Source organism: Amycolatopsis sp. lyj-23 (genome assembly GCF_046549135.1).
In the GTDB taxonomy this organism is placed as follows: domain Bacteria; phylum Actinomycetota; class Actinomycetes; order Mycobacteriales; family Pseudonocardiaceae; genus Amycolatopsis.
Genome location: NZ_JAJPWN010000009.1, coordinates 83,806 through 108,648, shown reverse-complemented (window position 1 = coordinate 108,648; position 24,843 = coordinate 83,806). Strand labels below are relative to the sequence as shown.

General features: G+C 71.1%; 20 protein-coding genes. 6 read left to right on the top strand and 14 right to left on the bottom strand.

Annotation, left to right across the window (positions count from 1 at the left end; translation table 11 throughout):
- Positions 1–22: 22 nt before the first annotated feature.
- Together ilvN and ACLJPY_RS23160 are read right to left on the bottom strand one after the other, a co-directional pair.
- Positions 23–529: an acetolactate synthase small subunit gene (ilvN, locus tag ACLJPY_RS23165; RefSeq protein ID WP_003080760.1), complete on the bottom strand. Its 507-nt coding sequence runs from the start codon at positions 527–529 to the stop codon at positions 23–25.
- Between the two features lie 2 nt (positions 530–531).
- Positions 532–2,424, bottom strand: coding sequence for an acetolactate synthase large subunit (locus tag ACLJPY_RS23160; protein WP_410591408.1), 1,893 nt, complete (start codon positions 2,422–2,424; stop codon positions 532–534).
- Between the two features lie 335 nt (positions 2,425–2,759).
- Between ACLJPY_RS23160 and ACLJPY_RS23155 the strand changes: the two genes are divergently transcribed.
- Both ACLJPY_RS23155 and ilvD read left to right on the top strand, forming a co-directional pair.
- Complete coding sequence (locus ACLJPY_RS23155; RefSeq protein WP_410591406.1) at positions 2,760–3,209, top strand: PH domain-containing protein; 450 nt, start codon at positions 2,760–2,762, stop codon at positions 3,207–3,209.
- Between the two features lie 91 nt (positions 3,210–3,300).
- On the top strand, positions 3,301–5,145 hold the full coding sequence (gene ilvD / locus ACLJPY_RS23150; RefSeq protein ID WP_410591404.1) for a dihydroxy-acid dehydratase: 1,845 nt from the start codon (positions 3,301–3,303) through the stop codon (positions 5,143–5,145).
- Between the two features lie 533 nt (positions 5,146–5,678).
- On the opposite strand, the gene ACLJPY_RS23145 is transcribed toward ilvD, so the two are convergent.
- Positions 5,679–6,254: a DoxX family membrane protein gene (locus tag ACLJPY_RS23145; RefSeq protein WP_410591403.1), complete on the bottom strand. Its 576-nt coding sequence runs from the start codon at positions 6,252–6,254 to the stop codon at positions 5,679–5,681.
- A gap of 86 nt (positions 6,255–6,340) precedes the next feature.
- Entirely contained in the window at positions 6,341–7,249 is a 909-nt protein-coding gene (locus ACLJPY_RS23140; RefSeq protein WP_410591402.1) for an NAD(P)-dependent oxidoreductase, read from the bottom strand.
- 65 nt (positions 7,250–7,314) lie between these two features.
- On the opposite strand from ACLJPY_RS23140, the gene ACLJPY_RS23135 reads away from it, so the two are divergent.
- The 3 genes from ACLJPY_RS23135 to ACLJPY_RS23125 all read left to right on the top strand — a co-directional run bounded on the left by ACLJPY_RS23135 (position 7,315) and on the right by ACLJPY_RS23125 (position 13,269).
- Complete coding sequence (locus ACLJPY_RS23135; protein ID WP_410591400.1) at positions 7,315–8,523, top strand: PQQ-dependent sugar dehydrogenase; 1,209 nt, start codon at positions 7,315–7,317, stop codon at positions 8,521–8,523.
- A 275-nt stretch (positions 8,524–8,798) separates the two neighbouring features.
- Entirely contained in the window at positions 8,799–12,746 is a 3,948-nt protein-coding gene (locus ACLJPY_RS23130; protein WP_410591398.1) for a nucleic acid/nucleotide deaminase domain-containing protein, read from the top strand.
- Between the two features lie 70 nt (positions 12,747–12,816).
- Positions 12,817–13,269 (top strand): hypothetical protein, encoded by a 453-nt coding sequence (locus ACLJPY_RS23125; RefSeq protein WP_410591396.1) that lies wholly within the window; start codon positions 12,817–12,819, stop codon positions 13,267–13,269.
- 1 nt (position 13,270) lies between these two features.
- Here the strand turns inward: ACLJPY_RS23125 and ACLJPY_RS23120 are convergent, their stop codons facing one another.
- The 8 genes from ACLJPY_RS23120 to gatC all read right to left on the bottom strand — a co-directional run bounded on the left by ACLJPY_RS23120 (position 13,271) and on the right by gatC (position 21,234).
- Positions 13,271–14,365, bottom strand: a complete 1,095-nt coding sequence (locus tag ACLJPY_RS23120; protein ID WP_410591846.1) for a Gfo/Idh/MocA family protein — start codon at positions 14,363–14,365, stop codon at positions 13,271–13,273.
- Positions 14,366–14,412: 47 nt separating this feature from the next.
- Complete coding sequence (locus ACLJPY_RS23115) at positions 14,413–15,132, bottom strand: cupin (protein ID WP_410591394.1); 720 nt, start codon at positions 15,130–15,132, stop codon at positions 14,413–14,415.
- Positions 15,129–16,049, bottom strand: coding sequence for a PmoA family protein (locus ACLJPY_RS23110; protein ID WP_410591392.1), 921 nt, complete (start codon positions 16,047–16,049; stop codon positions 15,129–15,131). The genes ACLJPY_RS23115 and ACLJPY_RS23110 overlap by 4 nt, the downstream gene beginning before the upstream one ends.
- Entirely contained in the window at positions 16,046–17,140 is a 1,095-nt protein-coding gene (locus tag ACLJPY_RS23105) for a Gfo/Idh/MocA family protein (protein WP_410591391.1), read from the bottom strand. Before ACLJPY_RS23105 ends, ACLJPY_RS23110 begins: the two co-directional genes overlap by 4 nt.
- Positions 17,141–17,391: 251 nt before the next feature.
- On the bottom strand, positions 17,392–17,922 hold the full coding sequence (locus tag ACLJPY_RS23100; protein WP_410591845.1) for a hypothetical protein: 531 nt from the start codon (positions 17,920–17,922) through the stop codon (positions 17,392–17,394).
- Positions 17,919–19,424, bottom strand: coding sequence for an Asp-tRNA(Asn)/Glu-tRNA(Gln) amidotransferase subunit GatB (gatB, locus tag ACLJPY_RS23095; RefSeq protein WP_410591389.1), 1,506 nt, complete (start codon positions 19,422–19,424; stop codon positions 17,919–17,921). The genes ACLJPY_RS23100 and gatB overlap by 4 nt, the downstream gene beginning before the upstream one ends.
- Positions 19,421–20,938: an Asp-tRNA(Asn)/Glu-tRNA(Gln) amidotransferase subunit GatA gene (gene gatA, locus ACLJPY_RS23090; protein WP_410591388.1), complete on the bottom strand. Its 1,518-nt coding sequence runs from the start codon at positions 20,936–20,938 to the stop codon at positions 19,421–19,423. Before gatA ends, gatB begins: the two co-directional genes overlap by 4 nt.
- On the bottom strand, positions 20,935–21,234 hold the full coding sequence (gatC, locus tag ACLJPY_RS23085; RefSeq protein ID WP_310974691.1) for an Asp-tRNA(Asn)/Glu-tRNA(Gln) amidotransferase subunit GatC: 300 nt from the start codon (positions 21,232–21,234) through the stop codon (positions 20,935–20,937). The genes gatA and gatC overlap by 4 nt, the downstream gene beginning before the upstream one ends.
- A 236-nt stretch (positions 21,235–21,470) precedes the next feature.
- Here gatC and ACLJPY_RS23080 point away from each other — a divergent pair, with 236 nt between their 5' ends.
- Positions 21,471–22,124, top strand: a complete 654-nt coding sequence (locus ACLJPY_RS23080; RefSeq protein WP_410591843.1) for an amino acid-binding protein — start codon at positions 21,471–21,473, stop codon at positions 22,122–22,124.
- Positions 22,125–22,186: 62 nt separating this feature from the next.
- Here the strand turns inward: ACLJPY_RS23080 and ACLJPY_RS23075 are convergent, their stop codons facing one another.
- Both ACLJPY_RS23075 and ligA read right to left on the bottom strand, forming a co-directional pair.
- Positions 22,187–22,681, bottom strand: coding sequence for a GNAT family N-acetyltransferase (locus ACLJPY_RS23075; RefSeq protein WP_410591387.1), 495 nt, complete (start codon positions 22,679–22,681; stop codon positions 22,187–22,189).
- Positions 22,674–24,839, bottom strand: coding sequence for an NAD-dependent DNA ligase LigA (gene ligA / locus ACLJPY_RS23070; RefSeq protein ID WP_410591385.1), 2,166 nt, complete (start codon positions 24,837–24,839; stop codon positions 22,674–22,676). Before ligA ends, ACLJPY_RS23075 begins: the two co-directional genes overlap by 8 nt.
- Positions 24,840–24,843: the final 4 nt, after the last annotated feature.

Sequence of the window (24,843 nt, the reverse complement as noted above, 5' to 3'; positions counted from 1 at the left end):
CTTCCTTTCCTGACTTACTTCGTTAGCGCGGTGAGGTGGCGGTGATCGAACGGGCGCCGCGACCCACCGCGACCATGCCGGACTGCACGAGCTCGCGGATGCCATACGGCTCCAGCATCCGCAGCAGCGCACCGATCTTGTCGGACGTCCCGGTCGCCTCGACGGTGAGCGCCTCCGGGGACACGTCCACCACCTTCGCACGGAAGAGCTGGACGGTTTCGAGGACCTGGCTGCGCACGGTGTTGTCGGCGCGCACCTTCACGAGCAGCAGTTCGCGCTGCACGGCGGTCGACTGCTCCAGCTCGACGATCTTGATCACGTTGACCAGCTTGTTGAGCTGCTTCGTCACCTGTTCGAGCGGTAGCTCTTCCACGGCGACCACGATCGTCATGCGGGACACCTCGGGGTTTTCCGTGGGCCCGACGGCGAGGGACTCGATGTTGAACCCGCGGCGGGAGAACAGGCCCGAGACGCGCGCGAGCACACCGGGCTTGTTCTCGACCAGGACACTCAGCGTGTGGACGCTCATCTTCAGCGCTCACCCTCTCCGGCGGCTTCCGCGGCGGCCTCGGTCGTCTCGACCGAAACCTCGTCGTCGTCGAACAGCGGCCGGATGCCCCGGACCGCCATGATCTCGTCGTTGCCGGTGCCGGCCGCGACCATCGGCCACACCTGGGCATCCTTCCCCACGACGAAGTCGATCACGACGGGGCGGTCGTTGATTTCCATCGCGCGGCGGATGGTGGCGTCGACGTCTTCCTTGGTCTCGCACCGCAGGCCGGCACAGCCGAGCGCCTCGGCCAGCAGCACGAAGTCCGGGATGCGATGCTTGTGCGTGCCGAGGTCGGTGTTGGAGTACCGCTCCGAGTAGAAGAGGTTCTGCCACTGCCGGACCATGCCCAGGTTGCCGTTGTTGATGACGGCGACCTTGATCGGCGCGCCTTCGATCGCGCAGGTGGCCAGCTCCTGGTTGGTCATCTGGAAGCAGCCGTCGCCGTCGATCGCCCACACCTGCGTGCCCGGGACGCCGAACTGCGCGCCCATCGCGGCCGGCACGGCGTACCCCATGGTGCCGAGGCCACCGGAGTTGATCCAGGTGCGCGGGTTCTCGTACTTGACGAACTGCGCGGCCCACATCTGGTGCTGGCCGACCCCGGCGGCGTAGACGGCGTCCGGGCCGACGAGCTGCCCGATCCGCTCGATGACGTACTGCGGCGACAGCGAACCGTCGTCCGGCCACTCGTAACCGGCCGGGTAGGTCTTGCGCCAGTCGTCGGCCTGGGTCCACCAGTCGGCGAGGTCGGGCTTGCCGCTGTGGTCGAACTCGGTCTGCACGGCGGTGATCAGCTCGCCGATGATCTCCTTGCAGTCGCCCACGATCGGAACGTCGGCCTTGCGGTTCTTGGAGATCTCGGCCGGGTCGATGTCGGCGTGCACGACGGCGGCGTCCGGCGCGAAGGAGGACAGCTGGCCGGTGACCCGGTCGTCGAACCGGGCGCCGAGCGCGATCAGCAGGTCGGCGCGCTGCATGGCGGCGACCGCGGCGACCGTGCCGTGCATGCCCGGCATGCCGAGGTGCTGCGGGTGCGAGTCGGGGAACGCGCCGCGCGCCATCAGCGTGGTGACGACGGGGATGTTCGTCAGCTCGGCGAGCTCCTTCAGCTGCGCGTGCGCTTCGGCCTTGATGACACCGCCGCCGACGTAGAGCACCGGGCGCCGCGACTTCGCGATCAGCTTCGCGGCTTCGCGGACCTGCTTGCCGTGCGGGCGCAGCGTCGGGCGGTAACCCGGCAGCCGCAGCTCGGTCGGCCAGGAGAACGAGGTCATCTCCTGCAGCACGTCCTTGGGGATGTCCACCAGGACCGGGCCGGGGCGGCCGGTCGCGGCCAGGTGGAACGCCTCGGCGATGGTCCGCGGGATGTCCGCGGGGTCGGTGACGAGGAAGTTGTGCTTGGTGATCGGCATGGTGATGCCGCAGATGTCGGCTTCCTGGAACGCGTCGGTGCCGATCAGCGCGCGCGACTGCTGGCCGGTGATGGCCACGACCGGGACCGAGTCCATGTTCGCGTCGGCGAGCGGGGTGACCAGGTTGGTCGCGCCCGGGCCGGAGGTCGCCATGCAGACGCCGACCTTGCCGGTGGCCTGCGCGTACCCGGTGGCGGCGTGACCGGCGCCCTGCTCGTGGCGGACCAGGACGTGGCGGACCTTCGTCGAGTCGAGCAGCGGGTCGTAGGCGGGCAGGATGGTGCCGCCCGGAATCCCGAAGACCACCTCGGCGCCGACGGCCTCGAGCGAGCGCACGAGGGACTGGGCGCCGGTGACGCGCACCGGCGTTCCCGCCGGTGGGGCCGGCTTCGGACGTGCTCCGGGCGTTCCGGGCGTCGGCCCGGGCTTCGCGTCGCTGCGCGACGTCGCACTGGTCATCGGATCTGCCTCGTGGGTCTCGGTGTCACTCGTTCGGGTCTGTTTTGGGCTCGTTTTGTGCGGTGGGGCCGGGAATCTCTTCCCTTGGGCAACAAAAAACCCTCGCCGACCGTAAGGTCGCACGAGGGTTCGCGCGTCGACGCAGCGGAAAGTCTTCCCTAAGCGTCGACGCGCTTGGGAAGTACGAGGCCGGTCAGCGGTGTCACGGCGATGACGCTAGACCGAACGCCCCGCGGGTGTCAACTCTGCGGGATGACGTGTCCGCATCGTGGACGTGGGTCACACCGGCGCGACCCGGGTCCGGGCCCGGCGTGCGCGCGGTGCACCATTTCCGGGTGGCCGAAAAGCAGCAGGAAGAAGGTCGGAAGGCCGTCTTCCGCATCCCCCGCACGTCGTTCATGGCGATCGCCCTCCTGACGATCTGCGTGACCCCCATCGCCCTGGGGGAGATCCCGTACCTGCAGTGGCTCTACCTCTTCCCGATCGCGCTGGCGGTGTTCGTGGTCCGCCACCGCACGATCGCGACGCGCTCGGGGCTGGCGGTCCGCACGGTGTTCGGCCACCGCGACATCCCGTGGTCGGCGCTGAAGGGGCTCGCGATCACCAAGAAGTCGCGGGTGCAGGCGGTGCTGCAGGACGACACGAAGGTGCCGCTGCCGACCGTGCGGACCCGGCACCTGCCGGTGCTTTCACTGGTCAGCGAGGGACTGGTCGCCGACCCGAGCGGGCTGCTCGACGCCGAGGACATCAGCCCCGGGACGCCGGAGGCTTCCGCGTCGGAGTGACCCGGCCCCCACCCGCACCGGACCGGTTGGGCCGGGCAGCGTAAATTGGTCCTACCAGTTTGCCCGGCCCGCCTTTGACCTGGGAGTTCCCGTGCCGCCTCTCCGTTCCCGGACCACCACCCACGGCCGCAACGCGGCGGGCGCGCGCTCGCTCTGGCGCGCCACGGGCATGACCGACAGCGACTTCGGCAAGCCGATCGTCGCGATCGCCAACTCCTATACACAGTTCGTGCCGGGCCACGTGCACCTCAAGGACCTCGGCGAGATCGTCGCCGAGGCGGTCAAGGAAGCGGGCGGCGTCGCGCGCGAGTTCCACACGATCGCCGTCGACGACGGCATCGCGATGGGCCACTCCGGCATGCTCTACTCGCTGCCCTCGCGCGAGATCATCGCCGACTCGGTGGAGTACATGGTGAACGCGCACCAGGCCGACGCGCTGGTGTGCATCTCCAACTGCGACAAGATCACCCCGGGCATGCTCAACGCGGCGATGCGCCTGAACATCCCGGTGGTGTTCGTCTCCGGCGGCCCGATGGAGGCCGGCAAGGCCGTGGTCGTCGGCGGCGTCGCGCAGGCCCCGACCGACCTCATCACGGCGATCGCGGCGTCGGCCAGCCCCGACGTCGACGAGGACGGGCTCTCGATCGTCGAGCGTTCGGCCTGCCCGACCTGCGGTTCGTGCTCGGGCATGTTCACCGCGAACTCGATGAACTGCCTCACCGAGGCGCTCGGTCTGTCGCTGCCGGGCAACGGCTCGACGCTGGCGACGCACGCCGCGCGCCGCGCGCTGTTCGAGGAGGCCGGGCGGACGGTCGTCGAGCTGTGCCGCCGCTGGTACGAAAACGACGACGCCTCGGTGCTGCCGCGGTCGATCGCGTCGAAGGCGGCGTTCGAGAACGCGATGGCCCTCGACATGGCGATGGGCGGTTCGACGAACACGGTGCTGCACATCCTCGCCGCCGCGCAGGAGGGCGAGGTCGACTTCACGATCGCCGACATCGACGCGATCGGCCGCCGCGTGCCGTGCCTGTCGAAGGTGGCGCCGAACTCCGACTACCACATGGAAGACGTCCACCGGGCGGGCGGCATCCCGGCGATCCTGGGCGAGCTGCACCGCGGCGGCCTGCTGAACACCGACGTCTGGTCGGTGCACTCCCCCGACCTGGACTCGTGGCTCGCGGCGTGGGACATCCGGGCTTCGTCGCCCTCGCCCGCGGCGGTCGAGCTGTTCCACGCGGCGCCGGGCGGAGTCCGCACGACGCAGGCGTTCTCGACGTCGAACCGCTGGTCGTCCCTGGACACGGACGCGGCGGAGGGCTGCATCCGCGACGTCGAGCACGCATACACGAAGGACGGCGGCCTGGCGATCCTGCGCGGCAACCTGGCGGAGAACGGCGCGGTCATCAAGTCCGCGGGCATCGACGAGGACCTGTGGCACTTCGAAGGTCCGGCGCGGGTCCTCGAGAGCCAGGAGGAAGCGGTCTCGGCGATCCTGAAGAAGGAGATCCAGCCGGGCGAGGTCCTGGTGATCCGCTACGAGGGCCCGGCGGGCGGCCCGGGCATGCAGGAGATGCTGCACCCGACGGCGTTCCTCAAGGGCTCGGGCCTGGGCAAGAAGTGCGCGCTGATCACGGACGGCCGCTTCTCGGGCGGCTCATCGGGCATCTCGGTGGGCCACATCTCCCCGGAGGCGGCGGCGGGCGGCCTGATCGGCCTGGTGGAGAACGGCGACCGGATCCTCCTGGACGTCCACGAGCGCCGGCTGGAGCTGCTGGTGGACGCATCGGTGCTGGCGGAGCGGCGGGCGAAGATGGAGGCGTCGGAGCGGCCGTGGCAGCCGAAGGACCGCCAGCGCCCGGTGACGGCGGCCCTGCGCGCGTACGCCCGGATGGCGACATCGGCGGACACTGGTGCGGTGCGGGACGTGAACAAGTAAGTCAGGGTCGAGCGGAGAAGGCCGTCCCGGGGTTCCCCGGGGCGGCTTTTTCCTTGCCACGACACCCCTGGGCCCTCGGGGGACCCCCGGTTTCAACGTTACTCGCGCCCACCGACAATCCCGGCCCCGCGAACCCCAGTTGTCCACAACCGCACCCGAACCCGCCGAGTTGTCCCCAGCCTTGGCGGGTCAAAACAATGACCACCACAGCCGCCGCGCATTCACCGTTCCCAGGTGGCTCGCAGACAGCCACCCTCGGCTCCCCTACGTGGTCGCGACTCGCGAAGACCGGTGAGCGTGGCTGCGTCCAGTCAAATTCAAACCGCCACCGAAGATTTACCCGGCGTGAAGCCTCGTCGAGACGCGAATCAACATGCCGATCACTTGGCCACCGAAGCACTGCTGCGGGCACAAACACCCCCGGCCCTCGGGGGACCCCCGGTTTCAACGTTACTCGCGCCCACCGACAATCCCGGCCCCGCAAACCCCAGTTGTCCACAACCGCACCCGAACCCGCCGAGTTGTCCCCAGCCCTACCGCGTCAAAACAATGACCACCACAGCCGCCGCGGCCGCCAGCAGCAGCGACACCAGCCCCAGCGGCAACGGCCGCTTCCGCCAAGGCGTGTTCCGCTCCAGCGAAATCGTCCCGGACCCGGTGAACAGCAGCCCCAGCGCCACCGCCCCCAGCAGCAGCTCCAGCTCGAACCCCTGCCCCGAACCCTCGAAGAACCCACCGTGGAACTTCGCGTACACCGCGTTCGCCGCCACCCCGAGCAACCCGGCCGCCGCCAGCGGGGTGAACAGCCCGACGATCACCAGCACGCCGCCGCCGACCTCGGTGATGCCGGTGATCCACGACAGCAGCGTCGGCTGCTTGTGGTAGCCGAACGTCTCCAGCACCCGCGCGAACCCGCCGACGCCCGGCCCGCCGAACAGGCCGAACAGGTGCTGCAGCCCGTGCGCGCCCATGGTCACGCCGAGCGCCAGCCGCAGGATCAGCAGGCCGAAACCGAGCCCTGCCTGGCGCGGCGTGTCGTCCGGCCGATCGTCCTCGACACCCGACAGGACGCTGGTGGGCTGCTGCGAAAAGTCGTCTCCACTGCTCACCCGCGCAGGTTAGGGGAATCCCGCGGGCATGGCGAACCCGGTGAGGCGTGTCCAGCCGTCCGCCACCGGCCTGACCGGAACCAGCATCAGTATTCGCCGTGGACGAGGTTGTCCGGCAGCTCACCACCGGCGTACCGCGCGATCTCGGCCGCGGCGACGGCGTACGAACGGCCACGGACCCCGCGCACGGCCCCGCCGACGTGCGGGGTCAGCAGCAGCCCCGGCGCCGTCCACAGCGGGTGCCCGGGCGGCGGCGGCTCGGGGTCCGTCACGTCCAAAGCGGCCCGCAACCGGCCCGTGGTCAATTCGGCGACCAGGGCGTCGGTGTCCACGACGGCGCCGCGCGAGACGTTCACCAGCACCGCGCCGTCGCGCATCCGGGCCAGGAACTCCGCGTCGGCCATCCCGCGCGTGCGGGACGTCAGCGGCACCATCAGCACGACCACGTCGTGCAGCTCCAGCAGCCCGGGCAGCTCCCGCACGCCGTGCACGCCCTCCCGCGCGGTCATCCCGACCATCGTGCAGCGCGCGTCGAACGGCTCGAGCCGCCGCCGCAGGTGCCGCCCGAGGTCGCCCGCGCCGACGACGAGCACGCGCTTGCCCTGCAGCGTGTCCGCCGTTTGCCGCTCCCACCGGCCTTCGCGCTGGGCCACCGCGAAGACGTCCAGCTTCCGGTACATCGACAGCAGCGCGGCGACGACCCACTCGGCGGTGCTCCCGCCGTGCGCGCCGCGGCAGGTGGAGAGCAGGACGCCGTCGGGCACCTTGCCGATCCAGTCTTCGGCGCCGGCGGACAGCAGCTGGATCAGCTTCAGCTTCGGCAGCGTGCGCCACAGCTGCTCCCCCGGCGGGTGCTTGCCGGGGATGAGCACCTCGGCCTTGGCGGCCTCGGGTGGTACCGGCTCGCCCCACTGGTAGCGCACGGGCAGGACCCGCGGGACCTCGGCGAGCACGTTCATGCCCTCGTCGTCGGGCACCAGCACGGTCAGCGTCATGATCCCCAACGTAATCGAGGAGTGCTCACCCGTGGTTCACGCACCGGCCCTTAGGCTGGGGGATCATGCGCACCCGCTACCGCTCGGCCCTGCTGGCGATCTTGGCCTGCGGCGTCCTGCTGCCCGCCGGGTGCGCGCGGTTCGACGACACCGCGGCCGGCCAGACGTTCAGCCCCGCGCCCGTGCCGAGCCCCGAGTCGCCGCCCGAGGTCCAGGGCCCCGGTGCGGACTCCGGCAGCGGCCCCAAGCAGGCGCGGCCCGGCCAGTCGGCCACACCGGTACCGCCGCCGCAGGGCTGCAAGGACTTCGACCCGGCGGTCATCGCGACCTGCCTGGACACCGTCGCCGCGGTGGCCGGCCTCCCGGGCGACGGCTCGACGCCGAGCGCGCTGGCCGGCGAGCGCAAGAGCGGCCGCGTCCTGCTGGCCACCGGCGGCAAGGACGCGACGGACTTCGCGAAGCTCGATGTCCAGACCGACGGCGACGGCGGCCTGACCGGCCTCGCGCTGTCGCCGTCGTACGTCGAGGACCAGCTGGTGTTCGCCTACGTCACGACGGCGACCGACAACCGCGTCGTGCGCTTCGCCAAGGGCCAGGCGCCCAAGCCGGTGCTGACCGGGATCCCGAAGGGTGCGTCCGGCAACCGCGGCTCGATCGGCACCGACAACCGTGGCGCGCTGCTGGTCGCCACCGGTGACGCGGGAAATCCCAACGCCGCGGCCGACCCGAACTCCCTCGCCGGGAAGCTGCTGCGGATCGACACCTCCGGCAAAGCCGCGGCGGGCAACCCGAACGGCTCGCTCGTCGTGGCGGCCGGGCTGCACGCGCCGGGAGGGGTGTGCGCGTCGGCCGACGGCGGTCGCGTCTGGGTCACCGACCGCCTCGCCGACAAGGACGCCCTGTACCGGATCCGGTCCGGGCAGCCGCTGTCGACGCCGGCGTGGACGTGGCCGGACAAACCGGGGGTCGCGGGCTGCGCCGACTTCGTCGACGCCAACGGTTCGCTGTCGGTGGGCACGTCGCTGACCGGCACCCTGCAGAACCTGCCGGTGACCCCGGACGGCGCGATCAGCGGCAAGCCGACGACGAGCCTCGACGGCAAGAGCGGCAAGCCGCCGCTGACGTACGGGCGGCTGGCCGGCATGAGCATGATCAACCCGCAGCTGGCGGTGGCGGGCACGGTCAACAAGGACGGCGGCGCCCCGGTCTCGAGCGACGACCGCGTAGTGCTCATCACCCCGGCGACGTCCGGCGGCGGCAACGGCAAGGACTGACCCGTCCGGCGCAACCGGTCCCACTCTCGGTCGCCCTGGGTGACGACGATCATCCCCTTCTGGCGCACGATTCGGCGATCTTCGTCCTGTTAAGGTCACGTCCGGGCGGATCCTCACAGTGATCCGCCGAGGGGGATTTCCGGATGTTCACGGCTTTTCGCGCTGCCCGCACGACGGCTGACGGCCCGCCGTCGGCGGGCTGACGCCTTCCGGTCGTTTCCCACGCCCGAGCACCGGACGGTGTGGCGCCGGTGCGCGTCTACGGAAAGAGAGCCATGAGACCGGTGAAAAGAATTCAGCGGCTCCGGCGCGGCGGCCTGGTCGTCGCGCTCGTCGCCGCATTGACCGCCCAAACGGTGCAACAGGCCACCGCAACCCCGACGGCGGCGCCACGGGCCACCGCCACGGCAACCGCCGGCACGCTTTCCCCGCGCGCCAAGGTCCTCACGATCTGGCGCAGCGCGGGCTCACAGGTCAAGGCCGAGGCCGAAAAAGCCCTGATCGGCTCGGACGCCGACATCGCGGCGTTCCTGAACGACAAGCTGGGCCGCCTCGCCGCGCTGGACGACCGCCTGTCGGTCAACCAGATCCTCAACGCCGGCGGCCCGGCGGTGAAGACCGCGGCGCAGCAGGCCCTCGACGCCGCCGACACCGATCCGAACGCGCTGCGCACCTTCATCAACGAAACCTGGGCGCCCGCGTCGGACACGGACCTGCGCGTCCGGGTCAACCAGATCATGGCGGCGGGTGGCCCGCAGGTCAAAAAGGCCGCGCAGGCCGCCCTCGACGACGGCAGCTACGACGCTCTCCACCGGTTCCTCGACACGACCGCGGCCACCGCCGAGGCGACCGACCTGCGCCTCCGGGTCAACCAGATCCTCGCGATCAGCGGCCCCGAAGCGAAGGCCGCGGCACAGGCGGCGCTCGACGACGGGACCCCGAACCGGCTGCGCCTGTTCGTCGACCGCGAGTGGGAGGTCGCCGCCGCCCGCGACCAGGAAACGGCGAGCATCCAGCAGCTGGTCGACGCGGCGAAGATCGCCGGCGCCCAGGCTGCCCAGGAGACTCAGGAAGCCAAGGACGCCGCCGATCGCGCGGTGAAGGAAGCCGACCTCGCGCGGCAGGCGAGCGAACTGGCCGCCCAGGCCGCGGCGGCGGCCAAGGACAACGCCGCCGGTGCGGCGGAAGCGGCGGGCCGTGCCGCAACCGCGGCCGATCGTGCGGCGAGCGCCGCGGTCACCGCGATCGGCGCGGCCAACGCCGCGACGTCCGCGGCCCGGGTGGCCGCCAGTGCGGCGACGCGCGCCGCCGCGGCCGCGTCGAAGGCCGGCCGGGCGTCGACCGCCGCGTGGAACGCCGCCGCGGCCGCGCGCGTGGACCGGGGCAAAGCCGGGGACGCGTCCAAGGCGGCCATCGACGCGGCCGCCGCGTCGACCAGCGCGCAGCAGGCGGTCGAGGCGATCGACCAGGCGAAGGTGGCACTGGGGCACGCCAAGGAAGCCATCGACGCGGCGAACTCGGCCGGCACCAACGCCTCGAACTCGGCGGCTGCGGCACGCGAAGCCGTCAAGTGGGCGAAGGCGGCCGGCGCTGACGCACGGCAGGCCGAGGCCGCGGCGGCGACCGCCCAGCGGCAGGCCGACCGGGCGAACCGGGCGGCGGCGTCGGCCCGCGCGTACGCGGTCGAAGCCGCGGACGCGGCCGGGCAGGCACGCGAGCTGGCCTCCCGCGCGGCGGCGGACGCCGCTGTGGCCGCCGCGGCGGCGAAGGACGCGGCGGACCACGCGGTCAACGCCGACCAGGCGGCCCAGCTCGCCACCGACCACGCGAACGCGGCCAGCTCGGCCGCGCAGATCGCGATCGACTCGGCCAAGCAGGCCCAGCGGATCTACGACGCGGCCCGCAAGGCCGACGCGGACCGGATCGCACTGCAGGCCGACCAGGCCACCGAAGCCGCGCAGCAGGCCCTCGGCGTGCACGACCAGCTGGGTCTGACCCGGAAGTGGAGCGCGGCGCAGGAAGTCCAGCGCGACGCGGAAGCGAACCGGCTGCTGGCCGAGGCGAACGCGCCGGGCGCCGATCCGGCACTGGTCACCCTCGACGGCCGCAAGGTCGCGCTGCGGCTGCTGACCACCGGCGGCCCGTGGACGAAGTCGGCCGCCGAAGGCGCGCTTTCCGGCGCCGATCGTGAGGTCCAGGAGTTCGTCCACACCGGCGTCGCGCGGGCGGCGGCACTGGACGACCGCGAGACCCTGCAGGAGATCGTCGACGACGCGAACCCGGCGAAGAAGGCCGCCGGCCAGCAGGCCCTCGCGGGCAGCGACGCCGACGTCAAGCGGTTCCTGGCGTCGCCGGACTACCCGACCGAGGGCAGCGACCTCCGGTTGCAGGTCAACCAGGTCCAGGCGACCGCGCGCGCCGAGAACAACGCCGTCGTCGTGTCGGAAGCGCAGAAAGCACTCGACGCCGGAACCGTGGCCGCGTACCGGCAGTTCCTGGACACCGGGCAGAACATCGCCCGGGAGAAGGACGACCGCCTCGCGCTGAACCAGCTCATCGCCGACACCGCGACCGGGCCCGAAGCCCGGATGCTGGCCCAGGCGGCGCTGGCCGGGCCGCCCGACATGATCCGCATGTACCGGCTCAACGGCCAGTACGTCGCGGCTCGCCACGACCGGGAGTCCGCAGCGCACAACGCGGTCGTCGCGGGACTGGTCAACGAAGCGACTTCGGTCGCGGCCACGGCGTCCCAGAACGCCGCGCTGGCGCAGTCCGTCGCCGCCAACGCCCGCCACGCGGCCGCGGACGCACTCGAGTACGCCAAGCAGGCCGACGCCTACGCCGAAAGCGCCATCAACTCGGCGCAGGACGCGGCGAAGTCGGCGCAGGACGCGCGGGATTCGGCGATCCGGGCCGCGCAGTCGGCCGACACCGCGCAGCAAGCCGCGGCCCGGGCTTCCCAGGCGGCCGTCCGGGCGACGCAGTCGGCGCTGTCGGCGCGGCATTCGGCCAACCTGGCCAACCAGTACGCACAGAGCGCCATCGCGGCGGCTCACCAGGCGTACCAGGACGCGATCGACGCCGGCAAGGACGCCGACGCCGCCGTCACGGCCGCGAACGACGCCCGGGACAAGGCGATCGCCAAAGCGAACGCCGAGATCGACGCGGCGAAGAAGAAGTTCGCCGACGACGTCAACGGCGCGTGCAACGCCGTTCCGGCGGGGCCGGCGCACGACGACTGCGTCGCCCGCGCGACCCGGTTGATCAACGACCCGAAGGGCGAGTCCGAGCGCAACGTCGCGGTCTGCAACCAGCTCAAGCAGTACAGCGAGCAGACGTTCAACGACTGCCTCAAGGGCGCGTACAACCCGGCGCTGACCTACATCATCGACAAGGCGATCGCCGACGCCAAGCAGAAGGCCGAGGACGAGGCCGACTCCGAACGCTGGTGGTCGATCGCCGGCACGATCGTCGCGGGCGCGGTGATCGTCGGGGCGGGCATCTTCTGCGCGGAGGTCTGCACGGCTCCGCTGGTGGGCGCACTGGCCGGAGCGGAAGCGGGCTTCCTCGCCGAAGCGGCGGGCGCGGGCATCGAGCTCACGATCGGCGCGGAGTTCGTCACCGGCATCGCGAGCGACTCGTTCCTCGCGTCGCGGTTGAGCGCCCTGAGCTCAGAGGAATTCCTTTCCAGCATCGCGGTCCGCAACACCCTCGGCGACCTCGCCCGCACCATCGCCTCGAAGATCGGCGGGGCGTGCATCCCCGGCTTCGCGGCGGCCCACCGCGCCGCGGCGGCCGCGGGCTTCTGTCTCAACGCCATCCCGTACGAGCGCTGGGGCAGCGAGCTGGCCGACAAGGCGTACGAACTGCGCCGGACGATGGGCCTGCTCAACAAGCCGGGGATCAACGTCTCGGTGGCGAAGATCCCCGGTTACACGGATCCCGTCCTCGGCGAGGGCTACATCGGCGCGATCAGCGGCAGCGGCAAGCACGCCGAAGAACGCATCATCGACACCCTGCGGCAGAAGGGGTTCGACACGAAGACGATCGAGCGCCTGTTCACCGAGCGGAGCCCGTGCATCGACCGGTGCGCGCCGCTGCTGGGTGAGGCTTTGGCGAACGGGACGACGGTGGACTTCGCGGTCTACTACCTGAAGCAGAGCCGGCAGGAAATCGCCTCCCTGAAGGCGCTGCTCGCCCAGCGCGGCCAGGGTTATCGCTGACCGATCGACCGCCGGTGGTGGCCGTGCGCTGCGGCGCCGGTCACCACCGGCCCGGTGTTAAGGTGCCGAAGTGACCGACCCGTTCCGTTACGAAAAGGCCGCGCTCGTCGCGGACGACCCCATGTTCCGCGCCCCGGACGAAGCCGTGGCCGCCTGGCGGGAGCTGGCCGAAGCGGTGCGCGCGGAGCTCACCCGCATGGGGTTCGCCGCCGCGGTCCTCGACCGGTTCAGCCCCGACCCGTGGCCGGCCGGCGCCCAGGTCCTCGTCAACGACATCCAGCCGTTCGGCGTCACGCTGGACTGGCGCGCCCCGGTCGAGGACACCGAGTCCTACCGCGCGCACCTGCTCGCGCAGGACTCCGACGACCCGTTCGTCGGCTACGTGCTCACGGCGAACGAACTGATCGTCCGCACACTGCTGGAAGTCGTGCGAGCGGCCGGTTTCCGGACGCTCGTCGACCACGAAGAACGCCAGACGTACCACTACCGCGTGCTCGAAGCCCCGCAGTTCCCGCAATCCTGAACTAAGCCAGGGGCTTCAGCTCCACCCGCCGTCCCTCCGCCGACGACGTCAACCCGGCCTCCGCCACCTGCAGCCCGCGGGCGGCGGACAAGAAGTCGTACCGGTGCCGGCGGCCGGCGACGACGTCCCGGACGAATTCCTCCCACTGCGCCTTGAAGCCGTTGTCGAACTCGGCGTTGTCCGGCACCTCCTGCCACTGGTCGCGGAACGGCTCGGTGGCCGGCAGGTCCGGGTTCCAGACGGGCTTCGGCGTCGCCGAGCGGTGCTGGACGCGGCAGCGCCGCAAGCCGGCGACCGCGCTGCCTTCGGTGCCGTCGACCTGGAATTCGACCAGCTCGTCGCGGAAGACCCGCGTCGACCAGGACGAGTTGATCTGCGCGATGACCCCGGAGTCCAGTTCGAAGATCCCGTACGCGGCGTCGTCCGCCGTCGCCGCGTACGGCTCGCCCTGCTCGTCCCAGCGGCGCGGGACGTGCGTCACCGCCTTCGCCGTCACCGCCGAGACGCGGCCGAAGAGGTTCTCGAGCACGTAGGTCCAGTGGCAGAACATGTCGAGCACGATCCCGCCGCCGTCCTCGGCGCGGTAGTTCCAGCTCGGGCGCTGCGCCTCCTGCCAGTCGCCTTCGAAGACCCAGTAGCCGAACTCGCCGCGCACCGACAGGACCCGTCCGAAGAAGCCGCCGTCGATCAGCCGCCGCAGTTTCAGCAGGCCGGGCAGGAACAGCTTGTCGTGCACGACGCCGTGGCAGATCCCGGCGTCCCGCGCGAGCCCGGCCAGCTCCAGCGCCGATGTCAGGTTTTCGGCAAGGGGCTTCTCGGCGTAGACGTGCTTGCCCGCGGCGATCGCCGCCCGCACCGACGGCTCGCGCGCCGACGTCAGCTGCGCGTCGAAGTAGACGTCGACGTCCTGCAGCGCGGAGCCGGCGTCGGTGGTCCACGCGGTCAGGCCGTGCCGGTCGGCGAGGTCCTTGAGCTTCGCGGCGCTGCGGCCGGCGAGGATCGGCTCGAGCTGCACGCGGCTGCCGTCCGGCAGGGCGACCCCACCCTGTTCGCGGATCGCCAGGACCGACCGGAGCAGGTGCTGCCGGTAGCCCATCCGGCCGGTCACCCCGTTGAGCAGCACTCCGATGCTGGACTGGTTCGTCACGGCAAGCCTTCCTGGTCGAGCGGGATGTCGTATTCGGTGCGGCGGCCGCACATGCCGTAGCCGTCGGGGTTCGACGGCGTCGCGACCCGCAGGCCGGACCGGTCGAGGTGGCTCCCGTCGCCGTCGGCGAGCGCCTTCAGGTGGGCGCCGGTCAGTTCGGCGGCCCGCAACGCCCCGGTCTGCCAGCGCGGTACCCACTCTGCGACCTTCGGCGCGACGAGCGCGACGGCCGCACGGTGGAACGCCCGCAGCGGTTCCGGATCGCCGTCCCGCAGAGCGGCACGCAGCGGCAGGTACCCGCGAATCGCCAGGTCACGGCGGTGTCGCGCGGCTTGGTCGGTTTTCGGCAACGCCGCGGCCTCGGCGTAGGCGGCGGCGTCGGCGAGCACTTCGGGCGGGAAGGTGAAGACGGCGTCCCCGGCCTCCGGCAGCCCGCTGTTCTGCATGAGGACCGTGACGCGCAGACCGTCCTCCGGCACCATCCGGTGCACGGTGCCGGGCGCGAACCACGCGATCACGCCGGCTTCCAGCGGCGTCTCGGCGTAGCCGCCGGTGCTCAGGGTCTGGACGACGCCCCGGCCGCCGGTGACGACGTAGGCCTCGGTGCAGGCGAGGTGGACGTGCGGGCTACCGCCGCGGACGCCGTCCTCGGCCGCCCAGTCGTAGGCGCGCAGGTGCGAGACGCCGATGGCGCCCGGGAGCGGAAAATCGGTCATGACCACCCGTGCCCATCGAGGTAGCAGGTCACCCGGTCGCGGTCCCAAGCCCCGTCGGCGACGACGATCCGGTACCGGTAGGCGAAGCTCTCGCCCGGCGGCAGGTCGAACTCATCGAAAAACGCCCACGAGAAGGCGACCATGGGTGCTTCCCGGGCGCGGACGAACCAGTGCGACTCGTGGATAGCCTTGTCGTTCTCGGGCGCGTGGGCGAAGACGAGCGTCGAATGCGCGTCGACGTCGTCGTGCTCGCCGACGAACGCGAGCCACGGCGCCTGCGCGCCCATCATCGCCTCGCCCTCGAGGTCGCTGGGGCCCAGCACCTGGCCACCGCCGAAGTCGCGCGGCCCCCGCCAGTGCAGGCCGGTGTACCCGGCGCGCTCGCGGCCGGCGGTGGTCGGGCTGCCGAACACGAGCGGGACGTCACGGATGTTGGTCAGCTCGATCGCCCAGTCGAGCGCCCAAGCCCCTTCACCGGGCTCGACCGAGTGGACGACGATGTCCCGCCGCTCGCGCGCCCACTCGTCGCCGTCGTTGGCGACCCAGGTGAGGTCTTCGGTCAGGCTCAGCCGGTCGCGTTCGACGGTGAAGCCGGCGAATCCGTCGTGCCGCATGGAGCCGATGCGGTCGGGCAGCTCCTGGTACCAGTCGCCGGGGACGAAGGTGTGCCCGCCCCAGAAGTTCTGCCCGGAGAGGTGACTCGACGTCATCTGCAGGCCCTTGTGCCACCGGTGGTCGGCAGGCCGGTAGCCGCTGACGTGCCGTCCGCCGAGGGTCCGCAGCGGGTGGGCGTAGGGCTTGCGGGACTCGAAGGCCACGGGGTCGGGCCGGTACACGTAGGACATCAGCCGGACGCCGCCCGCCTCGACGGCCACGTGCTCGCCGTGCCGGTGGGTCACGGTGATCGTCGCGCTCATCCGCCCTCTCCTGTCCGAATTCCGGCCATCGAGCGGTAGAAGGGGTCACCGGGCCCGATCTCCCCGCGTCGCACACCGGCGCCGGTGGCCGCGGACTTGTACAGCGCGGCGACGAACTCGAGCACCCGCCGCCCGTCGTCCCCGCTGCACGGCGGCCGCCGCCGGGCCCGGTAGGCGGCGAGGATGGGCGCGAAAGCGGCGGCGTGCGAGCTGCCGACGTCGTCGGCCGGGGAGTGCCACCGCTCGACGGCGTCCCCGTCGACGTGCGGCGCCGGCGTGTAGCGCCAGTCCTTGACGCCGTATCCGTAGAGATGGGTGAGCTCCGCGGTGGCGAGTTCGCAGTCGACCCGGATCCGGCTCACCTCGTCCGGTGAGAGGACGCTGTTGACGACCGTCGCCAGCGCCCCCGACTCGAACCGGACGAGCGTGGTGGAGACGTCTTCGGTCTCGACGTCGTGCACCAGCCGCGCGGTCATCGCGCGCACCTCGGCCCAGTCGCCGAGCAGGTGGAGCAGCAGATCCATCTGGTGGATACCGTGGCCCATGGCCGGCCCGCCGCCCTCGGTGTCCCAGCGCCCGCGCCACGGCACCGCGTAGTAGGCGGCATCGCGGTACCAGGTGGTCTGGCAGTGCGCGACGAGCGGCCGTCCCAGCTCGCCACCGGCGAGCAGCTCCCGAAAGTGCGCGGCACCCGAGCCGGACCGCTGCTGGTAAACGAAGGCGGCGTACGGACCGCCCTTCCGCTCGGCGACGGTCATCTCGTCATACTCGGCGAGCGATCGGCATGGTGGCTTTTCGCACCAGACCCAGGCACCGCTTTCGAGCGCCTGTTTCGTGTGCTCGACGTGCAGGCCCGGCGGCGTGCAGATCGAGATGAGGTCAGGTTCCTGCTCGGCGAGCAGGGTGCCCAGATCACGGTAGGGCCGGGCGCCACCGGCCTCGGCGCAGAAGGCGGCAACGCGCGCCTCGTCGACGTCGGCGGCGGCCACGATCTCGACGTCCTCACGGTGAACCTCGAAGGCGACCCAGTGGCTTTCCGCAATGGCCCCGGTCCCGACGACGGCGACCCGTAAGCGCTTTCTCTCAGCCACCTCGAGCCTCCTTCGTTCGGCTCCGCGCCCCCGCAGCGTCGATCTCGCACCGCGCCCACCCACGGGACGGCGACCTCCACGCCCGGGCTGCGCCTCACCGACCGTTCCAGAAAGCGCTTTCTCATGCAACGCTCGCCCGTGATGACAACGTTGTCGGCGCCCGCGATCCACCGGTCGGACGACTCCGCGATCCCGACGGAAGTTCTCCGCAGCAGGACTCTTATCGAGCGACCGCGCGACACCCGCGAAGGTCAGCGGATCTTGCTGCGCGCCTTCCGCGGCTGCCGGCTCTCAGCCCGCATGGCCCGCACATCCAGAAATGCGACAACGCAGGACACGAGCGCGGCGAACAACCCGAGGAACCGGCCGAGCCCGGGCCCGATGGCGATCCCGGCCGCCTCGAAGATGCCCCGCTGGTCGGCGTCGAACTCCCAGTCCAGGGTGAACCAGCCCAGCGCCATCAGCAGCAGCGACGCCGCGGCGACCACCAGCCACAGGTGCGGCAGCCCGCTGATCCGCAGGTTCCGGATTCGCCCGAAAACGACCACGACCAGCCCGGCCAGCAACAGCGGCAACGGCGGACACCAGGCGAAGAAGCTCGAGTGCCAGGCATCGCGCACGACGTCTCCGTGCGGCAGCTGCGTCAGGATGTCTTCGATGTCCGGCCTGGTCGCGGTCAGCGTGGTCCACGGCAGGAACGTCGAGCCCAGCGCGAGCAGCCCGGCCGCCAGGCCGAGCCACTCGCGCCAGGTGACGCTCTTGACGAAATTCGGCAACGTCAGGAACCGACGCGTTCGATGATCAGCTCACGCACCCGCTTGGCGTCGGCCTGCCCCTTGGTCGCCTTCATGACCGCGCCGACGATGGCCCCCGCGGCGGCGACCTTCCCGCCGCGGATCTTCTCCGCGACGTCCGGCTGCGCCGCCAAGGCCTCGTCGATCGCCGCGAGGAGGGCCGAGTCGTCCGAGACCACCTTCAGCCCCCACTTCTCGACGACCTCGCGAGGCTCGCCCTCGCCGGCGAGCACGCCCTGGACGACCTCCTTGGCGAGCTTGTTCGTCAGCTCACCGGACGACACCAGCCCGATCACCTCGGCCACCTGCTTCGGCGTGATCGCCAGGTCCGTCAGCTCGACCTCGCGCGCGTTCGCCTCCTGGGCGAGGGTGTTGACCCACCAGCCGCGCGCCTCGTCCGGCGTGGCGCCGGCCTCGACCGTGGCCGCGACGAGGTCGACGGCACCGACGTTCAGCAGGTCACGCAGGGCTTCGTCGGAAAGCGACCATTCCTGCTGGATCCGCTTCCGCCGCTCCGACGGCATCTCCGGCAGGGTCCCGCGCAGCTGTTCGACCCACTCCCGCGACGGCGCGATCGGGACCAGATCGGGCTCCGGGAAGTACCGGTAGTCCTCCGCGGTCTCCTTCGTCCGCCCGGACGACGTGGTGCCGTCGGCCTCCTGGAAGTGCCGCGTCTCCTGCTTGATCGAGCCACCCTCGGCGAGGATCGCCGCCTGCCGCGTCATCTCATACCGGACGGCGCGCTCGACGCTGCGCAGCGAGTTGACGTTCTTCGTCTCGGTGCGCGTCCCGAACTCCGTCGCGTCCTTCGCCATCAGCGAGACGTTCGCGTCGCACCGCAGCGAACCCTGGTCCATCCGGACGTCGGAGACGTCGAGCGCGCGCAGCAGGTCGCGCAGCGCCGAGACGTAGGCCCGGGCGACCTCGGGCGCACGCGAGCCGGTGCCCGTGATCGGCTTCGTCACGATTTCGATCAACGGCACGCCGGCCCGGTTGTAGTCGAGCAGCGAGTGCTCGGCACCGTGGATCCGCCCGGTGGCGCCGCCGACGTGCAGCGACTTGCCGGTGTCCTCCTCCATGTGCGCGCGCTCGATCTCGACGCGCACGACCTCGCCGTCGTCGAGCGTGACGTCGAGGTAGCCGTTGAAGGCGATCGGCTCGTCGTACTGCGACGTCTGGAAGTTCTTCGGCATGTCCGGGTAGAAGTAGTTCTTCCGCGCGAACCGGCACCACTCGGCGATCTCGCAGTTCAGCGCGAGCCCGATCCGGATGGCACCCTCGACGGCCTTGCCGTTGACGGCCGGCAGCGCCCCGGGCAGGCCGAGGCAGGTCGGGCAGACCTTCGTGTTCGGCTCGCCGCCGAACTCGTTCGGGCAGCCGCAGAACATCTTCGTGTTCGTGTTCAGCTCGACGTGCACCTCGAGCCCGAGCACCGGGTCGAACCGCTCGACGACGTCGGCGTAGTCCATCAACTCGGCCACGGCAGTCACTTCGTTCCTCCCAGCTCCGGGACCTTGTGGATGAGCGCCCCGCCGGCGGCGGCGTCACGGGCGGCCTCGTAGGCGGCGCCGACCCGGTAGAGCCGGTCGTCGGCGAGCGCCGGGGCCATGATCTGCAGGCCGACGGGCAGCCCGTCCTCGTCCGACAGCCCGCTCGGCACGCTCATGGCGGCGTTCCCGGCGAGGTTCGACGGGATCGTGCACAGGTCGGCGAGGTACATGGCCATCGGGTCGTCGACGCGTTCGCCGATCTTGAACGCCGTGGTCGGCGTCGTGGGCGAAACGAGGACATCGACCTGCTCGAAGGCGGCGTCGAAGTCCCGCGTGATCAGCGTGCGCACCTTCTGCGCCGACCCGTAGTAGGCGTCGTAGTAGCCGGACGACAACGCGTAGGTGCCCAGCATGATCCGCCGCTTGACCTCGGCGCCGAAGCCCTTTTCCCGCGTCAGCGACATGACCTCTTCGGCGCTGTGCGTGCCGTCGTCGGCGACGCGCATGCCGTAACGCATGGCGTCGAACCGCGCGAGGTTCGACGAGCACTCGCTGGGCGCGATCAGGTAGTAGGCAGGCAACGCGTAGACGAAATTCGGACACGACACCTCGACGACGTCGGCGCCGAGCGCCCGCAGCTGCTCGACCGCGGCCTGGAACGACCGCAGCACCCCCGCCTGGTAGCCGTCGCCGCCGAACTCCTTGACGACCCCGACCTTGACGCCCTTCAGGTCACCGTTGGCACCCTGCCGCGCCGCGGCGACGACCGGCGGCACCGGCGCGTCGATGGACGTCGAGTCCCGCGGGTCGTACCCGGCGATGACCTCGTGCAGCAGGGCGGCGTCGAGCACCGTCCGCGCGCAGGGCCCGGCCTGGTCGAGCGAGGACGAAAAAGCGACAAGGCCGTAGCGCGACACCCCGCCGTAGGTCGGCTTGACCCCGACGGTCCCGGTGACGGCCCCCGGCTGCCGGATCGAGCCGCCGGTGTCGGTACCGATGGCGATGGCGGCCTCGAACGCCGCGATCGACGCCGACGAGCCACCGCCCGACCCGCCCGGGATCCGGGCGTGGTCCCACGGGTTGTGCGTCGGGCCGTACGCCGAGTTCTCGGTCGACGACCCCATGGCGAACTCGTCCATGTTCGTCTTGCCGAGAATCACGACACCGGCTTCGCGCAGCTTGCGCGTCACCGTCGCGTCGTACGGCGGGATCCAGCCTTCGAGCGTTTTCGAACCACAGGTCGTCGGCACGCCCTCGGTGGTCAGGACGTCCTTGAGCGCGAGCGGCACGCCGGCCAGCGGCGACGCGGGCGCGTTGCCCTCGGCGATCCCCTCGTCGACCTTCTTGGCCGCGGCGAGCGCGCCCTCGGTGTCGACGTGCAGGAACGCGTGGATGTGGTCGTCGACCTCGGCGATCCGGTCCAGGTGCGCCTGCGTGACCTCGACCGACGACACCTCGCGCGCGTGGATCTTCGCCGCCAGCTCGGCGGCGGTCAGCTTGATGAGCTCGCTCACTGCTCTTCCCCCAGAATCCGCGGCACCCGGAAACGCCCGTCCTCGGCGGCCGGCGCACCGGCCAGTGCCTGCTGCTGCGTGAGCCCGGGGACCACGACGTCCTGTCGGAAGACGTTCGTCAGCGGCACGGCGTGCGACGTGGGCGGCACGTCGGCGGCGGCGACCTCGCTCACCTTGGCCACCGAGTCCAGGATCTGGTCGAGCTGGCCGGCGAAGACGTCGATTTCGTCGTCGGTCACGGCCAGCCTGGCCAGCTTCGCGAGGTGCGCGACCTCGTCTCGGGAAATGTTGGGCACGCGGGTGACTCCCGGGTTGTGCTGTGCGGGTTGTCTCGGAAGCTGCAAGTCTATGGTGGCGGCGCGGGCGGACTCGACTGGGTTACGCCCGGCGCAGGCCGGCTGCCGTCCGGCGACGCTCACATCCCGCCCGGCGGACAGCAGGTCCCGCGAGCCGGGTGGGTCTGTCACAATCGGCGACCGGCATCGAGCGTCCCACGGCAAGGCTGGGACGCCAGAGGTGAGAGGGGCGCGTGGTGTCGTTCCTGATCCGGGTCCTCCTTCCGGACAGCCCGGGGACCCTCGGCGCGGTAGCCACGGCGCTCGGCACGGTAGGCGCCGACATCCTCAGCGTGGACGTCGTCGAGCGCGGCACCGGGGTCGCAGTCGACGACCTGGTGGTCGAGCTCCCGTCGGGCCGCTTGCCCGACGCGCTGATCACGGCGGCGGAGAGCGTCGAGGGCGTCGAAGTCGACGCGGTCCGTCCGTACGCGGGTGTCCTGGACACGCACCGCGAGCTCGAACTGGTCGAAGAGATCGCCGCGCAGCCGAAGTCCGGCCTGGACATCCTCGCCGAGGGTGTCCCCCGCATCGTGCGCGCCGGCTGGGCGATGATCGTCGAGCATTCGGAGACCGGCGCGGTCCGGCTGGCCTCGTCCAGCGCGGCTCCGGAGACGCCGATCACCGACCTGCCGTGGCTGCCGCTCGAACGCGCCACGGTCCTCGACAGCGAAGAAGCCTGGATCCCGGAGACGTGGAAAGAGCTCGGCACCGAGCTGGCCGCAACTCCGCTCGGCAAGCCGGGCAAGGCGCTGCTCGTCGCCCGCCCCGGCGGCCCGAACTTCCGCGCCGCCGAAGTCGCCCGGCTCGCCCACCTCGCCGGCATCGTCGCGGTGGTCCTCGACGGCTAGCGTCGAAACGGCGGAAAGGGACGAGCCCACCCGGGTTCGTCCCTTTCCCGACAACGCCCAGGTCAGACGTCGATCTGGTAGGCGATCAGCGTGATGTGCGGAAACGGCCGCCAGTCCCGCTCGGCCAGGCGCGCGAACCCGAGACGCTCGTAGAGCCGATGCGCGCTGTGCATCCGTTCCAGGCTGCTGAGCACGACCTTCCGGAGCCCCAGACTGCGAGCGCGGTCGAACACGGCTCGGGTCAGGGCCTCGCCGATACCGCGCCCACGCGCGGACGGCGCCACCGCCAACATCCGGAACTTGAGCTCACCCGGACGCGAAATCTCGGCGTATGGCGACCCCGGCCGCACGATGGTCACGGTCCCGACCACCTCCCCCGCACCGTCGACGGCGACGAGGACCTCGGCCTCCTCCACCCGACTGGCGACGTCACGCAGCACGGCGTCGTAGCCGACGTCGTGCGCCAGATGGCCGTCGGCCTCGTAGGCCTGGACTGTGACCTCGCCCGCCGCGGCGTACTCCTCGGGCCGCGGCGGCCGGATCTCGACATCACCCATCCGTTCCCCCGGTCTCGTCCTCGGCGGTCTCGTCGCCGGCGGGCAGCGCCACCTCCCGCGCCGCGTCGGGGCCCTGCTCCAGCAGAACGCGGAAGCCCGCTTCGTCGAGCACCGGAACCTTGAGCTGAACCGCCTTGTCGTATTTCGAACCAGGCGAATCCCCGACGACCACGAACGCTGTCTTCTTCGAGACCGACCCGGCGGCCTTGCCGCCACGCGCCATGATGACTTCCTTGGCCTCGTCGCGGGAGAAGCCGTCGAGCGAGCCCGTCACCACGATCGACAGGCCTTCGAGGTTGCGCGGGATCGAGTCGTCGCGTTCCTCCTCCATCCGCACGCCGGCGCGTCGCCACTTTTCGACGATCTCCCGGTGCCAGCCGACCTCGAACCACTCCCGCGTCGCGCGGGCGATGGTCGGGCCGACGCCGTCGACGTCCGCGAGCTCTTCCTCGGTCGCCTGCTCGATGCGCTCGATCGAGCCGAACTCCCGCGCCAGGGCCTGCGCCGCGGTCGGCCCGACGTGGCGGATCGACAAAGCGACCAGCACCTTCCACAGCGGCCGGTCCTTCGCCACATCGAGGTTGGCAAGCAGCTTTCGCGCGTTCGCCGACAAGTCGCCAGCTTTGGTCCGGAACAGTTCGACCTCGGCGAGGCTGTCTTCGTCGAGGTCGAAGACATCGCCCTCGTCGGCGATCACCCGCGCGTCGAGCAGCGCGGCCGCCGCCTCGTATCCGAGGACCTCGATGTCGAAAGCGCCGCGCCCGGCCAGGCTGAACAGGCGTTCCCGCAGCTGCGCGGGGCAGAAGCGGCTGTTCGGGCAGCGGATGTCCTTGTCGCCTTCCTTCTGGTAGGCGAGTTCGGTGCCGCAGGCCGGGCAGTGAGTGGGCATGACGAACTCGCGTTCGTCACCGGTGCGCGCGTCCACCACCGGCCCGAGGACCTCGGGGATGACGTCGCCGGCCTTCCGGATGACGATCCGGTCGCCGATGAGCACGCCCTTGCGCTTGACCTCCTCCTGGTTGTGGAGGGTGGCCCGCGCGACGGTCGACCCCGCGACCTTGACCGGCTCGGTGACGGCGAACGGCGTCACCCGCCCGGTCCGGCCGACGTTGACCTGGATGTCCAGCAGCGTCGTGATGGCTTCTTCCGGCGGGTACTTGTAGGCGATCGCCCACCGCGGCGCGCGCGACGTCGTGCCCAGCCGCCGCTGCAGCGCCACCCGGTCGACCTTGATTACGACACCGTCGATCTCGTGCTCGGCGTCATGCCGGTGCTCACCCCAGTAGGTGATGTGCGCGGTGAGTTCGTCGGCCGACGTCAGAACCTTGCTGTGCGGCGACACCGGAAGCCCCCACGCCGCCAGGGCGTCATACGCCTCCGACTGACGCTGTGGCTCGAAGCCCTCGCGCTTGCCCAATCCGTGGCAGATCAGCCGCAGCCGCCGCTCGCGGGTGATCTTCGGGTCCTTCTGCCGCAGCGAGCCGGCCGCCGTGTTGCGCGGGTTCGCGTACGGCGGCTTGCCCGCCTCGACCATCTTGGCGTTCAGCTCGAGGAAGTCCTCGACGCGGAAGTAAACCTCGCCGCGCACCTCGACGAGCGCAGGCACGGGGAACTGGTCGGTCCCGGTCAGCGTCTCCGGGATCTGGTCGAGAGTGCGGACGTTGAGCGTGACGTCCTCGCCGGTCCGGCCGTCGCCGCGGGTGAGCGCCCGGGTGAGGTGGCCGTTTTCGTACAGGAGGTTGATCGCCAGGCCGTCGATCTTCAGCTCGGCCAGGAACTCGGTCTGCCCGACCTCCTTTTCGACACGCTCGACCCAGGCAAGAAACTCCTCGGTGTCGAACACGTTGTCCAGGCTCAGCATGCGTTCGAGGTGGTCGTACGCGGTGAACTCGGTCGAGAAAGTGCCGCCGACCCGTTGGGTCGGCGATTCGGGCGTCACCAGGCCCGGGTATTCGTCCTCGATCTGCTGCAGTTCGCCCAGCAGCTCGTCGAACTGCCCGTCGGAGATGATCGGCGAGTCCAGAACGTAGTACCGGAACTGGTGGTTGCGCAGTTCCTCGGCGAGGGCGCCGTGCCGCTCGCGCACGTCGGCCGGGACGTCGGTCACGTCCTCCGCGGCCGCCACGACCTGGTCCTGGGGAAGTTCGGTGCTGCTCACGGGT

Bases quoted from the DNA above. Each gene is read 5' to 3' on its own strand.
- ilvN (WP_003080760.1), bottom strand. From the start codon at position 529: ATGAGCGTCCACACGCTGAGTGTCCTGGTCGAGAACAAGCCCGGTGTG.
- ACLJPY_RS23115 (WP_410591394.1), bottom strand. From the start codon at position 15,132: ATGACCGATTTTCCGCTCCCGGGCGCCATCGGCGTCTCGCACCTGCGC.
- ACLJPY_RS23160 (WP_410591408.1), bottom strand. From the start codon at position 2,424: ATGACCAGTGCGACGTCGCGCAGCGACGCGAAGCCCGGGCCGACGCCC.
- ACLJPY_RS23110 (WP_410591392.1), bottom strand. From the start codon at position 16,049: ATGAGCGCGACGATCACCGTGACCCACCGGCACGGCGAGCACGTGGCC.
- ACLJPY_RS23130 (WP_410591398.1), top strand. From the start codon at position 8,799: ATGAGACCGGTGAAAAGAATTCAGCGGCTCCGGCGCGGCGGCCTGGTC.
- ACLJPY_RS23075 (WP_410591387.1), bottom strand. From the start codon at position 22,681: ATGGGTGATGTCGAGATCCGGCCGCCGCGGCCCGAGGAGTACGCCGCG.
- ACLJPY_RS23140 (WP_410591402.1), bottom strand. From the start codon at position 7,249: ATGACGCTGACCGTGCTGGTGCCCGACGACGAGGGCATGAACGTGCTC.
- ACLJPY_RS23120 (WP_410591846.1), bottom strand. From the start codon at position 14,365: ATGGGCTACCGGCAGCACCTGCTCCGGTCGGTCCTGGCGATCCGCGAA.
- ACLJPY_RS23135 (WP_410591400.1), top strand. From the start codon at position 7,315: ATGCGCACCCGCTACCGCTCGGCCCTGCTGGCGATCTTGGCCTGCGGC.